We start from the raw sequence: 13,957 nt of genomic DNA on the forward strand, positions 1-13,957 counted from the left end.
CATCTCTTGCCTTTTCACCTTATCAAACGCAGTCTCTCCAACCTATCATTCCATTACAACAACGGAGCGCCGATGGAATAACAGACGATCATCAACAGCAGAACCGTAATATGGTTCAACGAGAAAATGAACATCGAACGTGCCCACTTATCCTCCTGCTTCCGGCGGTAGCCGTTAATGCTTAGAATCAACCAGCCCAAGCTTAGCAGCGCATTCGCCACAGCGATGTACGGATTAAAGGACCAGAACAAGAAGCTGCATAAGAACAAGGCAACCAAGTACACGTTCATCTGCAAGTACGTCCTGCGAATACCCTTGGCGACCGGCAGCATCGGGATGTTAGCCGCCCGGTACTCCTCCATGCGGCGTATCGCTATCGCGTAAAAGTGAGGCATTTGCCAAATAACCATTAATAAAAATAATGCAATGGCACCCGGGTGCAAAACGTCAGGCGAGATAGCGGCCCATCCGATCAGCGGAGGCATCGCGCCTGACAAACTTCCTACCTCCGTATTGTAAACCGTTCTGCGTTTCGTCCACATGGTATACGGCACGACATAAAGGAATAATCCCAGAAACCCGAAGATAGCAGACAGCGGCGAAGCCATAAACAGCGCGACAAGACCGCCGACCGCGATCCAGATCCCCATGATCAGCCCGCTCCAGACGTCTATGATTCCAGATACGGTCGGCCTATTTTTCGTCCGCTGCATGATGCTGTCGATATCGCGGTCGTACAAATTATTAAAGATGCCTGCTGCTCCGATGACCAAGGACGATCCAATCAAAGCCAGCACTATATTGCCAATCTTATCGAAGAACGGTATATGATGAACAAACGTCGCCATACTTAGCCCTGCGACCATGGCGATGAGATTCGATTTAATAATGCCAATCTTTATGGTTTCGAAAAGTACCTTTGTGACAGAAGCCGGAAATCGTTCGATACTAATCGCATTGCTTTGGTTTGGCATGACCACGACACTTCCTCTCAGTAATTTCACTTCTATAGGTTACCATATTGCGCCGTTGACGTGCTGCTCCTCGACCAACCCTCATCATTTTGTCAAAAAACTATGTCGCTTTCGTGAATTATCCGGTGGCGGGCCCTTGACGCTTCTAGCTTTCCATTACCTCGCAACAGGTATCCGCATACGGCTACTTCTTAAATAACAACACTTCACCTTAAATCTAGTACCTATATTACCCATTTGAAAGCGGATACAATAAAAGTCAAGCTTTTATACAACGCGATCAAGAAGGGGGAATTTTTTTGAATAAGCGGTTATCGCTCACGTTGGTGTTTTGCATGTGCTTATCGCTGTTGACTGGCACCGGCGGGTTGACAACGGTATCGGCTGCGACGGAATACGAAGAAATCAGCACGGTTACCGGTAATGTCTATTACGGGGATTTCGTCTGGGGGAGCTGGTATTTCGATTGGAACGAAGAAAGGTCCAGAAAACTGGCCAATGGCCATTTACAAGCTGAAGGCAACAACGCCTCGCTTACGACAGAACAAGCATACACACATGGAGATCTGGTTATGATTGGCATGGATCAAGCGGAAACCATTAAGAAAATACAGTTAAAGTCGTCTGCAAACGGACAGATGCCTTACACTTTCAGGCTGGAGTATTCCAACTCGGCTTTGTCTTCCCCCCCTGATGTTCCTTCATCCAAAACGACAATTCGCGAGTTTACAGGCTATAGCGTTGAAGGAGATACGATTACGATCGAACTAGAGGAATCGATTACCGCACGCACCGTATGGCTTCAAGCCTTAACGAACGGGGCTGATCAAGAGCCGGGCGCTGCCCCGTGGTCTGTTTCCGAAATACATTTTTACAAGGAGAATTTTAATATCGTGCCGAATGCGCCCATCAATTTAACAGCGGAAGATAGTCAAGAGCATTCCCTCTCTTTCAAATGGTCAACGTCAAACAACAATTACTCAAGCTTTGATATCTACCGCTCTGACAACGAACATGGTGAATATGTGAAAATAGGCTCGACAACAGGAGCTACCCTTTTCACGGATGATACATTAATGCAGGATGTCACTTATTATTACAAAATTAAAGCAATCAACCCTATAGGCGAATCAGCGTTTAGCGACGTGCTCGCAATGAAAACGAGGCTCGCCGTGGCTGATTTGACGATTAACGAAGCCGATGGCATCGTCACGCTTTCATGGTCAGGGGCGGAAACGGCATCCAGCTATGAAATCTATCGAGCGACAGGAAAATATAGCACCTATTCGCTGTATGGAGATTCGGAGACTGCATCCTTTACCGATGATGTAGCTCGTGAGAAATATCGTTATTATTACAAGGTGCGCTTTGTCAAAGAGAATGGCGATAAGTCAGACTTTTCCGAAGACGTGTCTTTGGAAGGAAAACTGTTTGGGGATTCGATGACCATCTACAGCCCAACAGACGACAATGCAATCATCAATAAAATGACAGCCGAAACAGCCGCGAAAATGAAACCGATGGCTTTGGCTGAATTTAGCACCGATCGATATGCTTACTTATTCAAGCCGGGGAGCTACAGCATCCATGCAATCGACGTTGGCTATTATACGTCTGTGTACGGTTTAGGCGCCACTCCTCTTGAGACTATCGTTCCCAAGATCCAAGTAGCTGCATCGGAATATAATTCCTTGACGAACTTCTGGCGTTCTGTCGAGAATATTGGAATCAATGCGGGGGATCCCGCGAACGAAGTGATGTGGGCAGCATCGCAGGCGGCACCAGCCAGAAGGCTTTATGTGAACGGGAAATTACAATTTGACGATAACCAGAAGTATGCGAGCGGAGGCTTCTTGGCTGACAGCTTGATTACCGGCCAGACGGGCTCTTATTCCCAGCAACAATATTTTTTGCGGAATAATACGATGACCGCCGGCTGGTACGGAGGGGTTTGGAACATGCTTTTTGTCGGCGTGGACAACGCCCCAGCTGAAACGGCAGACTGGCATACGGCGTCTTACGCGTCATATACCGTTGAGGAGAAAACGCCAATCGTGAGAGAAAAACCTTTCCTGTACTTGAACGATAGCAGCGGGGATTATGAGGTGTTCGTTCCAAGCATACGGAAAAACGCAGCTGGCGTATCTTGGTCAGAAGGGAATCCGGGAGCTGGCACATCGATATCCGTCAATGACTTTTATGTTTCAAGAGCGGCTGTCGATACGGCAGATACGATCAACGCAGCATTAGATCAAGGCAAGCACCTGCTCTTAACGCCTGGGATATACAAAATCGATAAACCGATCCAAGTAAACAAAGCGAATACCGTTGTATTGGGGATGGGGATGACGACAATCGTTCCTACGAGCGGCAACGATGCCATGCAGATTGCCGATGTAGGCGGCGTCACCGTTGCCGGCCTATTAATCGATGCGGGCGAAGCCGGTTCCGAGCACTTGCTGCAGGTAGGACCGGAGCATTCGTCTGCCGATCACAGCTCGAATCCGACGCTGTTGGCAGATGTATTTACTCGCATTGGAGGAGCAGTTGACGGCAAAGCGGACGTTTCCGTAGAGATCAACAGCAGCGACGTAATCGGTGACCACTTCTGGCTGTGGCGTGCCGATCACGGGATGAATGCGGATAGCACGGGTTGGACGAAAAACATCGCAAAAAACGGTGTCATTGTTAACGGTGACGACGTAACGATCTATGGGCTTTTTGTCGAACACTTTCAGGAATACCAGACGTTATGGAATGGCGAGAATGGGAAAACCTTTTTCTATCAGAGCGAGATTCCTTATGATCCCCCATCTCAATCCGATTATATGAGCCATGACGGTACAGTCAAGGGTTATGCAGCGTATAAGGTGTCTGACCATGTGAAAGCTCATTATGCCGTAGCGCTAGGTATTTATGATGTTTTCGTCAAAAATCCGGAATGGGTCGAGCTCGAAAATGCAATGGAGGTTCCAGATGGTACAACCGTGAAACACGCTGCTATCGTTTCTTTAGGAGCGAATGGCGGGACAAACCATATCATTAACGGCTTAGGAGAAGGCGTTAAGAAAGGGGAAGCGAAAAAGTCAGGTATCAAGCTATACTACGTAGAACGTATACCAACGCCTGAAGTTCCATCGCCTAATAACGGCGGAGGGAATGAAAACCCTTCCTCCCCTAGCGCAAATACGCAAATAGAAAATGCAACCGTTCTTGTTAACGGCAATGCCATTAATGCGGGAACTGCGACGACCGAACAGGTGAACGGAAAACAAAAAACGACGGTCGTTTTAAATGAAGAAATTATTGCAGAGCGGCTTGAAACCGGAGAAAAAGGCCTCATTTTCTCGATACCGGTAACAACCGACAGCGTTGTCATTGCAGGTCAACTAAGCGCTGGGCTCGTTAAGCAGATGGCAGCTAAACAGGCGATATTAGAGATTAGAACCAATCATGCTGTATTCACGCTGCCTGCACAGCAGATCAATATGGACGATGTTTTAAGTCGATTCAACAAAGAGGCTTCGCCGCAAGAAATTATAGTGAGGCTAGAGATCGCTGTCCCTGCTGCTGAGAGGCTCCGTGTTGTGGAGAACGCTGCGAAAGAAGGCGCGTTTAAGCTGCTGGTTCCCCCACTCGATTTCCGTGTGTTCGCTTCATATGGAGAACTTACAGAGGAAATTCCAACGTTTAACGAGTATGTGGAACGAGCTTTCATCCTACCTGAAGCGTTCGATCCAAGCCGAATCGCAACAGGCGTCGTTATGGAAACGAATGGGACGGTACGCCATATTCCGACTAAGACGGTCTCCATTAACGGAAAGTCCTTTGCTGTCATGAGCAGTTTTACAGGCGGCACCTACGCACTCGTTTCGTATCCAGTCCAATTTGCAGATGCGGAGAATCACTGGGCGAAAGCATCCATTAACCATATGGGTGCACGAATGATCATTAACGGAGATGGCAGCAATAGGTATAATCCGAACGGAAACATAACGCGCGCGGAATTTGCGGCAATGCTGGTGCGGTCATTAGGGATGAAGCAATCAGGCGGGGAAACCGTCTTTACGGATGTTGACGTATCCGATTGGTTCAGCAGCGTCGTTCAAACCGCTCACGATTATAAATGGATTAGCGGGTTCACAGACGGTTCCTTCCAGCCGAATGAGCAGATCACTCGCGAACAAGCCATGCTGATGATTAGTAAGGCTATGATCGCAACAGGGCTGAATTCGGAAGTCCAGGCTGCGGCTGGCCTTGAAACGCTTCAGCGGTATGCGGATCAAAGCGAGATTTCTCCTTGGGCAAAAAACAGCTTTATTGACGGTTTGGAAGCAGGCATGGTTACGGGAAGAACCGGTACCCTGCTTGCTCCAAAAGGCAACCTGACGCGTGCAGAAGCTGCCGTTCTCATCGAACGGCTACTTCAAAGGTCTGATTTGATCTAAGCTGCGCTGAAAAACCGTATCGTATGAGCGCAGCAATTGGGCCTCAATCACAAACAAAAAGAATATCATATGAAAAAGCGGTGCAGAGGGCTATCCCTGCACCGCTTTTAACCTACGCTCACCCCATAATCCCCTCAGCTTCCGATGATTTGCGATAACGATTTGGGGTTTGGCCATAATAATCCTTGAATTTCCGGTAAAAAAAACCTGGTGATTCATAACCGATTTCAAGTGCAATCTCATCGATGCTTTTAGTGGAATGCTTTAACAAATGTACGGCTTGCACCATGCGCTGGGTTTGAACCAAGGTTAGAAAGGTTTGGCCTGTTCGTTCCTTCAACATATTTCCTAAGTAATTCGCATTAAATCCGAACGCCTCCGCTAATCCGGTTAATGTGCAATTCCGGAAGTTCTGTTCGATATAGTGCAAAATATCAATGATGCTGCCCTGCCCGTCCGTATGGCTGAGCTCGAAATTTTTATCCGTACGATAGGCCCTCATGAGCTCGGTAAAGACCAGTGGCATATAGTAGCCCACCATATCCATGGACAAATCGTCGGTATCAAAGTATTCACACATCATGTCCTTGATCAGATGATGCAATTGATGCCGATTCTCCGAGTGAAACAATACATATCGGTCATGGCTCTGATCCTCCGATAATGCATGGGATAGGAAGCTGGACACGATGCCGGTTCGATTCAGCCAGCCTAATAATCTTGGCAATAGGGAATCCTTTTTGATAATGATATTAATAAGGATATCGTTTTCACCAAGCGGATAAATACGGTGAAGGACATCCTTATCCAGCATGCAAACCTGACCTTGGTTGATATGAACCAGATTTCCGTTGATCTCCTGCTTGCATTCTCCGGAATACATATAATTCAACTCGATAAAGGAATGGTTATGCAGCGGCATCGGCGCATAGCGGTGATGCTTGCTAATGAAAATCGACCCTTGATCAAAAAAATAATTCTCCTGCATGCGGAAAACAGCGCCGCCATTTTCCGCTCTCCTTTCATTCCCATCAAATTCATTCACGTTGGACCGCGTAACGATCTGAATTTTCTCTATCGAATCAAGCTGTCGCAAATATTGATCCAGTTGCAGATGATCCATGGCCTCTCGCCTCTCTATTTCATTTCTTTTTCAGGTCTCCCATTATGATCTCCTTCTGGTTTCGATACTCCATTGGGCTGACGCCTACGATATCCTTAAATACCCGATTGAAATTTTTAGTATTTTCGAACCCGACTTTCGCCGCTATTTCATAAATTTTACCGTTCGTTGTTTCCAGCAGCTGCTTTGCTTTGCCTATTCGATATTTTTTAATGTAGTTTACGAAGTTTTCTCCGGTATACTCCCGAAACGCCTGGCTAAAATAATAATAATTGAAAGAAACCATATTGGATATGATCGTCATATTAATGTTTTTATTGTAATTTTCATGAATATATTGCAGCGCGTCTTTGATTTCCTTATTGTCTATTTTAGCGGATTTAAGTGTTTTGATATACTCATTGACGAGCATGATCAGACCTTCCACTTCGCGTGAGTAATCTTGTAAATAGGCGAAATTATACATGTTTCCTACCGCTTTATAACGCTTCAAAATATCGACGGATTCTTTCCCGTATAAATGAAAGACATAATCAAACACAAACTCATTGAGCTTTTTACCGATTTCTTCGATATATTGGATATCAAAGGAAAGAACCTTCTGGATATCCAAAACCTCATGAAGGAGCTTGACCAGCTCCTTCTCCCGCCCTGCGCCTAGCATATTTGCAATGATTTTTATCTGATTGTCAGGAACTTCGTAATCACGGCTCCTGTCCTTGATGTCCTCAAACAGCTCCATTCCCGGGATTGATCGAAGAAAGGTGTATTTCAAGGCCTGGGCTGCTTCCTCGTATGCAATCGGAAGGTTCTCGATACTCGCATGGAAATCGCTCACGGCTAGCACATAATCGGCTTCGGAGTACGGTATCCGATCTGCCAGATCCTGAAAGGACAGCTCGCCTTCCGTGAGGATGACAGCCCGTCCGCTGCGGTCATAGAAACGGGTTATTCGGAAGCTCAATGCTGCCTTTGCTTTCTCTAATAGGCCATCCACTTGCGCTTTGAATACGCCGGCTCCGATGGTATGCAAATCGCCTGCATATCTGACGATCATGACCCGGAAGCCGGAATCGAGCCAATGGAGACCAAGAGCAGATAGCTTGCTCCTTGCTTCCTCCGCATCCGCTATCGGGCTTGTCGAATAAAAATACATCTGGCTTTCCTTGTGCTCTTCCATTTGCTGCGCCGAGGCAGACAGCACCTCTGACACTTTTTCTCTTTGCGCCAATTCTTCTTCTATCCGTTTAATTGTAAGGCTTAGTTCTTCGCGAACGACCGGCTTCAATAAATATTCCTTCACATCGTAATGAATAGCTGCTTTTGCGTAGGAGAAATCGTCATAGCCGCTAACAATGACGATAATGGGCTTCTTCGAATGATTCTGAAGCAATTTAATGAACTGAATCCCGTCCATCTCCGGCATAAAGATATCTGTTATCAGAATTTCGATATCCATCGTTTCAATCAGATGAAGTGCTTCTGGACCGCTTGAAGCCAGATAAATATCATATACGCTTTTATGCTCCCGTTCGATCATCGCTTTTAAACCTAGCCGAATGTTCTTTTCATCATCAACGATCAGCAGTTTTCTCATGTAATCGTTCCCTCCCCCGCTTATCATAAGGGCATTTTAACCGTCACTTTGGTGTATTTGCCCTGCTCGCTCTCGACCTGTATTCCGTTTTCGTAACCGTAATACATTTGAACACGCTGATTTACATTTCGAAGTCCAATGCCGTTGCTCCCTTGCTTCATCAAATGTTCTTCCCTGATCTTTGCGCTGAATTGCTCGTCATCAATGACCAGCTTTTCATGAAGCTTGCGCAGCTTTTCCTCCGATACCCCGATTCCGTTATCGGTCACCTCTACATAAAAATTTTCTTCGAAAATGAACGCATGAATGTGTATTCTTAGCATGTCTTCTTTCATTAGATCCGAATATAGGCCGTGCTTTACCGCATTTTCGACGATAGGCTGCAATGACATTTTCAATATTTCATGATCCATATGCATGTCCGGTATTTCTAGCTCAAGCATCAGCTTATCGTCATATCGAATGTTCATAATGGATATATAGTGCTCGATATGTTGGATTTCGTGCCGCAGCTGTACACGGTCATTGGTCCATCTAAGATTGTATCGCATAATGCTTCCAAGAGAGGTCAATGCATCTGAGATCGTATACTGGCTCTCGATCTCCGCAAGCATCTTCAGATTCTCCAGCGTGTTGTACAAAAAATGGGCATCAATTTGGTTGCGCAACGATTGTAATTCCGCTTCTTTGGTCGCTGCGCTTCGGTCCACTGCCTCCACGATCAGCTCATTGATTTTCTTCAGCATTTGCCTGAAATGATGGGCTAGCTCGCCGACTTCATCCCCGCCTTTGACCTGGATATCTACGTTGAAGTTGCCTTTACGTACTTTTTTCATAGAGTCGCGTAAAATATGAAGCTTCTTCAAGACAATCGATTGCATAAAAAACGTCGTAATCGCCAGAAGGATAAGCAGCATGGCGACAACTAGGATGACCGTGTTCCTCGTATGATCCACCTTGGAATAGGTAGCTTGCAGGGAAATGACATTGACAATATCCACGTTAAGCTTATCAATGTGCCCGATTACGCATAAATAATCTGACTGTTCATCCGAGAACAAAAAGGATGAGCTTCCTTTTTTTTGATGGTCCCTGACCTCCGCTATCATTTTATTCCGTTCAGCTACTGAAAACGTAGTCGTCATGTTCGTATATTGGCGGTCATGCTCGTCCAAAATGAAAAACGACGATTGCCGGTCGGAAATATTCGTATAGGCTCTGCTGAAAAAATCTTCGATTCTCATATCCACTTTAATGATTCCCAAATAGCGGTTCGAAGGATAATTAATTTTCCTTATAAAGGAGACATAGGAGTTGGTTTGCTTGCTCTCCACGGGATTACGGTCCAGTACATCCTTTTCGTCCATCAATATTTCCCACAGAACGCTTTCTTGTTCCTCAAAAGCCTCTTTGTACCAAGACCTTTCCTTGACCCTAGCCTCTTTATAGATCACTGGCCATATTTCATTCACGTATTGGTTTCGCACAAAAAAATGGATGTTGGCAATGTCTGGGTTATTGAACAACACGCGTTGGAGATACGAATAAGACGTTGATTCGAATTCCATTAATTCCGAGACGGGCAGATCTCTTTCCGTACTCGCATAATCAAGCAGTTTATCGTCGGAAACCGTCAACTGTGCCGTTCTTTCCATAATATCCATTTTGTTCGTCATTTCCTGTTTTTCGCTCTCCATTACGAAGTGGTTTTCTTTGATAATGTCTTTAATCGTATTTTCGTAAAATTCATTAAACAAATAATTCGAGAGGACAATAACGGGGACGAGGAAAACAAGGATATATGCTCCAATCAGCTTCATTTGTATGGAGAGGCTGTCATATGCATGCTTTAGCCGATCTAATAGATTAAGTAACCGCCTCATGGTTATATGCCACCTTCCATCGTCATCCCAATAACCAAACATGAAGCAGCCGGAAACCTGATGGTTTCCGGCACACTCCGCTAACGATTACTGGTTTAATTCTTCCATTTTTTTCTTGTTTTTTTCGATCTGCGCGTTTTGATAAGCATCTACTTTATCGTATCCTGCATCCTTGCGGAATTCGAGATACTCTGCAAAAATCTGATCGAATTCATTGTCCGTCTTGGCAAACATTAATTTCGGAAGCACTTTGCCCCATTGTTGATTCACTTTGTTCGCAATGATTCCCTCTTCCGAGGTTCCTGTCGGATTAATCCCATCATACAGGCTGAAGCTAACCGTTTTTCCTTTCGTCCAATCCTCGACCTGTTTGCCCGGCTCAGCAGCCGGAGGATCCCACTGCATCCTCATATTCGTGTCCATTAGCATCCAATATTGATAACTGACACCATACTTTTTCCCAGAAGCGGCTCCGTCTTTATTCATGAGCTCCACAACTTCGGGCTTCAGTTGGTCTTTGCCGTCAATTGAATCGTAAGTGACGCCTTTTTCGCCCAAAGAAGCATCCTTTTGTCCTTCTTCGCTAACCATATAAGACAAGAATTGCATGGCTCTTTCTTTATCTTTGACCTTTTTGGAGATCATCGTTAACGTCCAGCCGCCGATACCGGGACCAGAGAGTGTTGGTTGGTCCAAATTCGTGTTGGCCGGCCCGTCTACCGCAATGTAAACGCTGTTAGGATCTTGCTGATACAAGGTTGCATTTTGTGCTGACATATCCGTCCGTTGGTAAAGCATCGCGAAATAGCGTCCTTGTGCGATTTTTTCTTCCATTTGAGGACGCTTGTCAATGTAAATGTCTTTGGACAAGAGACCTAGCTCGTTTGCTTCCCGGAAGGTTTTAAGCCAAGTAACGTAGTCAGGATCAGTCGTACGGTCATAAACGTTACCGTCCTTCTCTCTCGGCAAAGCCAGGAAATTCATGAGATGGTCGCCAAGCGCGTTGTTACCGACATCGGTAAATTCTTGGAGGCCAAGCGGAATGAGCGGTTGCCCATTAACCTCGGGAAACTTCTCCTTCGCGGCTTTCAGCGCATTTAAAAAGCCTTCCGGCGTTCTCATGTCAGGGCTGCCGATTGCTTCATACATGTCTTTCTTCACAAGAAAGGTTTGAGCAGAAGTAAAGTTCTGGCCGTACTTCTTGAAATCCTCGGATGAAGAAGACGCATTCGGATATCCGTATACATTGCCGTCATCCTGCTTTAACCATGCCAGCTTGGCTGGATCGGCCACCTTATAGAAGTAAGGATCATATTGATCGGCTAATTGATTAAGCGGCAGTACCAATTCCCCTTCAATCATTTTCTTAACCGCGTCATTAGACACGTCAATCGTGATGAAGTCAGGCAAATCGCCGGAAGCAATCATCGTATTCAATTTTTCATTCTCATTGCCTGGAGGCACGATGAAGTTAACGCTTACTCCGGTTTTTTTCGTGATGTATTGGCTTGTCAAATCTTCGCCCCATTTGGCGCCAAACCATGAGAAATTGATGTACCAGTCAAATGTGATGGGATCGGTTTTGCCAGTCCAGCCCGGTACGTTAGGATCTGCTTTTACGGTATCCATGTTTTCATTAACCGTACCATTGTTGCTACTGCCGTTTTTTTCGTTGTTGGATGAACACGCAACGATTGTGAAACATAGCAGCAAAGTGAATACGACCATCAAGTTCTTTCGTGCTTTCCTCATCTTTCAGTCCCCTTATCAATCGTAATTTATATATTACCATCTTGTCGCGAAACAAGAAATGTAACCGTTAGCCTTTCACTGAACCAATCATCATGCCTTGCACAAAGTATTTTTGCAGGAACGGATATGCTGCTACGATCGGCATCGTGGTGATGACCATCGTCGCTAATTTGATCGATTGCGAAGTGACTGTTTTGTTCACGATCCCGGCATCGGCTGCCATTTGATTGGAGCTCGATTGCGCAATGATCCGGTACAGGTAGGTTTGAATGGGCTGCAAATCAGGATTATTAATGAATATCATCCCTGCGAAGTAATCGTTCCACTGGTATACGCCTTGGAACAAAGCGATCGTAGCGAGTACCGGCATCGATACCGGAAGCACGATTTTGACGAAAATGACAAAATCATTCGCTCCGTCAATTTTGGCCGCATCCTCTAATGCATCGGGAATTTCCCGAAAGAACGTCATGAATATGATGAGGTTAAAAAAACTAAACATGGCTGGAATAATATAAACCCAAAAGTTGTCGAAAAGGCCCAAGTCCCGGATCAAGAGAAAAGAAGGAATCAGCCCGCCGCTGAAAAACAAAGTCATTGTGCCGATTAGAAGGTAAACCCGGCCACCGATTAAATCTTTTTGCGACAAGGCATACGCAACCATCGCGGTAAACCATACATGCGTAACCGTGCCGAGCAGCGTCTTCGCAACTGTGACGCCCATCGCCGTCATAATGCCCGAATTATCGAATACCGCTTGGTAATTGCCGAGACTGATTACTCTGGGCCACCAGTAAATGCCTCCTCGCATCGCGTCGGTACCTTCGTTAAGAGAATTGACCAATACGTACCAGATCGGATAAAGCGTCGCAAAGCACACGAATAGCATCAGCAAAATATTGATGAAATCAAATGCCCGTTCTCCATACGTTTTTCGCTTTAATGAAAACATACTGCACACTCCTGCTCTAAAATAAGGATGTATTGTTTAAGCGTTTGGATACAAAATTGGCCGTCAGCAGCAAGATTAGCGCAATTATGGATTTGATCAGCCCAACTGCCGTCGAATAGGAATAACGGGCTTGCTGAAGGCCGACTTGATACACATACACGTCGATAACGTTGCTGGCAGACTCGTTAAGTTGATTTTTCAGTACCATGATCTGATCAAAATTGGAGTTCAGGACGCCGCTGACTGCCAGGATGAACAAAATGGATATGGTTCCTTTAATGGATGGCAGCGTAAGGTAAAACATTTTTTGAAATCTACCGGCTCCGTCTATCGTTGCCGCTTCATAGAGCTCAGGTGATATGCCTGCAATAGCCGCCAAATAGATAATCGCCGACCAGCCTAGTTCCTTCCAAATATCCGAAAGGATTGCAAGGCCCCAGAAATATTTGGGCTCTGCCAAAAAAACAATCGGTTCTTTAATGACATGAAGCCACATGAGCGCATCGTTGATAATGCCCACATCCGCAAGCCAAGTCGTCATAATGCCGCCTAAGATCACCCAAGACAAAAAGTGAGGTAAATATGAAATCGTTTGAATGGAACGCTTGAAGCGTATCGAACGAATTTCATTTAGAAATAAGGCGAACAGTATGGGAAGCGGAAAACCGATGGCTAGTTTAAGAAAACTCATGCCAAGCGTGTTCTTAATGACATATTTCAGGTTGTCATCTTCCAGAAAAGCTTTGAAATGATCCATCCCGACCCAAGGTGCTTCCGACATCGGCTTAATAATATTGAATTCTTTGAAGGCAATAATAATCCCATAAATCGGAATATAATTGAATATAATCATCCAAACCACCCCGAGTAACGCCATTGCTTGCAAATAACGCTGGTTTACAAGCTTTTTCAGGAATGGGTTTCTCTTCTTTTTAGGAAAAGAGCCTGGTACGGGAATACCTGCATTTGTTTCCATGTGATGTGCCTCCATTATGATTTTCCTCCAAACAGGCTAACTGAATGTCTTTATTGTATTTCATCAAAATCCTTTGCATAAGGCGGCAAATTACAGCTAGAGTTGCAGAATTTTAGATGTGCTCTCTTTTCAGAGCCTCTAGGCGCATGGAAGAATCCCATATTTAGCTAGGGAGAAGAAAATACGCAAGAACTGTAAAACGAATAGTTATTTCTGTACTGACATCATTGCTGAACGCGCAGGAAAGCTTTT

Annotated in this window: 8 protein-coding genes; 1 reads left to right on the plus strand and 7 read right to left on the minus strand. The window is 45.3% G+C overall.

Annotated elements, in window-relative coordinates; translation table 11 throughout:
• Positions 1 to 53 precede the first annotated feature (53 nt).
• Positions 54 to 974: a heme o synthase gene (gene cyoE / locus AC0YN3_RS19690; RefSeq protein ID WP_475776673.1), complete on the minus strand. Its 921-nt coding sequence runs from the start codon at positions 972 to 974 to the stop codon at positions 54 to 56.
• Positions 975 to 1,273: 299 nt separating this feature from the next.
• Here cyoE and AC0YN3_RS19695 point away from each other — a divergent pair, with 299 nt between their 5' ends.
• Positions 1,274 to 5,422, plus strand: a complete 4,149-nt coding sequence (locus tag AC0YN3_RS19695; protein ID WP_475776674.1) for an S-layer homology domain-containing protein — start codon at positions 1,274 to 1,276, stop codon at positions 5,420 to 5,422.
• A 118-nt stretch (positions 5,423 to 5,540) separates the two neighbouring features.
• Here AC0YN3_RS19695 and AC0YN3_RS19700 read toward each other — a convergent pair whose 3' ends face one another.
• The 6 genes from AC0YN3_RS19700 to AC0YN3_RS19725 all read right to left on the minus strand — a co-directional run bounded on the left by AC0YN3_RS19700 (position 5,541) and on the right by AC0YN3_RS19725 (position 13,705).
• The gene (locus AC0YN3_RS19700; protein ID WP_475776675.1) at positions 5,541 to 6,545 is read right to left on the minus strand and encodes an AraC family transcriptional regulator; all 1,005 of its coding nucleotides are present in this window, start codon (positions 6,543 to 6,545) and stop codon (positions 5,541 to 5,543) included.
• Positions 6,546 to 6,564: 19 nt separating this feature from the next.
• A complete protein-coding gene (locus AC0YN3_RS19705; protein ID WP_475776676.1) occupies positions 6,565 to 8,142 on the minus strand; it encodes a response regulator in 1,578 nt (525 codons plus the stop codon).
• A gap of 23 nt (positions 8,143 to 8,165) precedes the next feature.
• Positions 8,166 to 10,025 (minus strand): cache domain-containing sensor histidine kinase, encoded by a 1,860-nt coding sequence (locus tag AC0YN3_RS19710; RefSeq protein WP_475776677.1) that lies wholly within the window; start codon positions 10,023 to 10,025, stop codon positions 8,166 to 8,168.
• Between the two features lie 87 nt (positions 10,026 to 10,112).
• Complete coding sequence (locus AC0YN3_RS19715; protein ID WP_475776678.1) at positions 10,113 to 11,777, minus strand: extracellular solute-binding protein; 1,665 nt, start codon at positions 11,775 to 11,777, stop codon at positions 10,113 to 10,115.
• 67 nt (positions 11,778 to 11,844) lie between these two features.
• Positions 11,845 to 12,729 (minus strand): carbohydrate ABC transporter permease, encoded by an 885-nt coding sequence (locus tag AC0YN3_RS19720; RefSeq protein WP_475776679.1) that lies wholly within the window; start codon positions 12,727 to 12,729, stop codon positions 11,845 to 11,847.
• Positions 12,730 to 12,745: 16 nt separating this feature from the next.
• Positions 12,746 to 13,705: an ABC transporter permease gene (locus AC0YN3_RS19725; RefSeq protein ID WP_475776680.1), complete on the minus strand. Its 960-nt coding sequence runs from the start codon at positions 13,703 to 13,705 to the stop codon at positions 12,746 to 12,748.
• Positions 13,706 to 13,957 lie beyond the last annotated feature (252 nt).

It is taken from the genome of Paenibacillus sp. J22R232 (assembly GCF_056269165.1).

Excerpts from the sequence above, each read along its gene's own strand:
- cyoE (WP_475776673.1), bottom strand. The coding sequence starts at position 974 with ATGCCAAACCAAAGCAATGCGATTAGTATCGAACGATTTCCGGCTTCT.
- AC0YN3_RS19700 (WP_475776675.1), bottom strand. The coding sequence starts at position 6,545 with ATGGATCATCTGCAACTGGATCAATATTTGCGACAGCTTGATTCGATA.
- AC0YN3_RS19705 (WP_475776676.1), bottom strand. The coding sequence starts at position 8,142 with ATGAGAAAACTGCTGATCGTTGATGATGAAAAGAACATTCGGCTAGGT.
- AC0YN3_RS19710 (WP_475776677.1), bottom strand. The coding sequence starts at position 10,025 with ATGAGGCGGTTACTTAATCTATTAGATCGGCTAAAGCATGCATATGAC.
- AC0YN3_RS19715 (WP_475776678.1), bottom strand. The coding sequence starts at position 11,777 with ATGAGGAAAGCACGAAAGAACTTGATGGTCGTATTCACTTTGCTGCTA.
- AC0YN3_RS19720 (WP_475776679.1), bottom strand. The coding sequence starts at position 12,729 with ATGTTTTCATTAAAGCGAAAAACGTATGGAGAACGGGCATTTGATTTC.
- AC0YN3_RS19725 (WP_475776680.1), bottom strand. The coding sequence starts at position 13,705 with ATGGAAACAAATGCAGGTATTCCCGTACCAGGCTCTTTTCCTAAAAAG.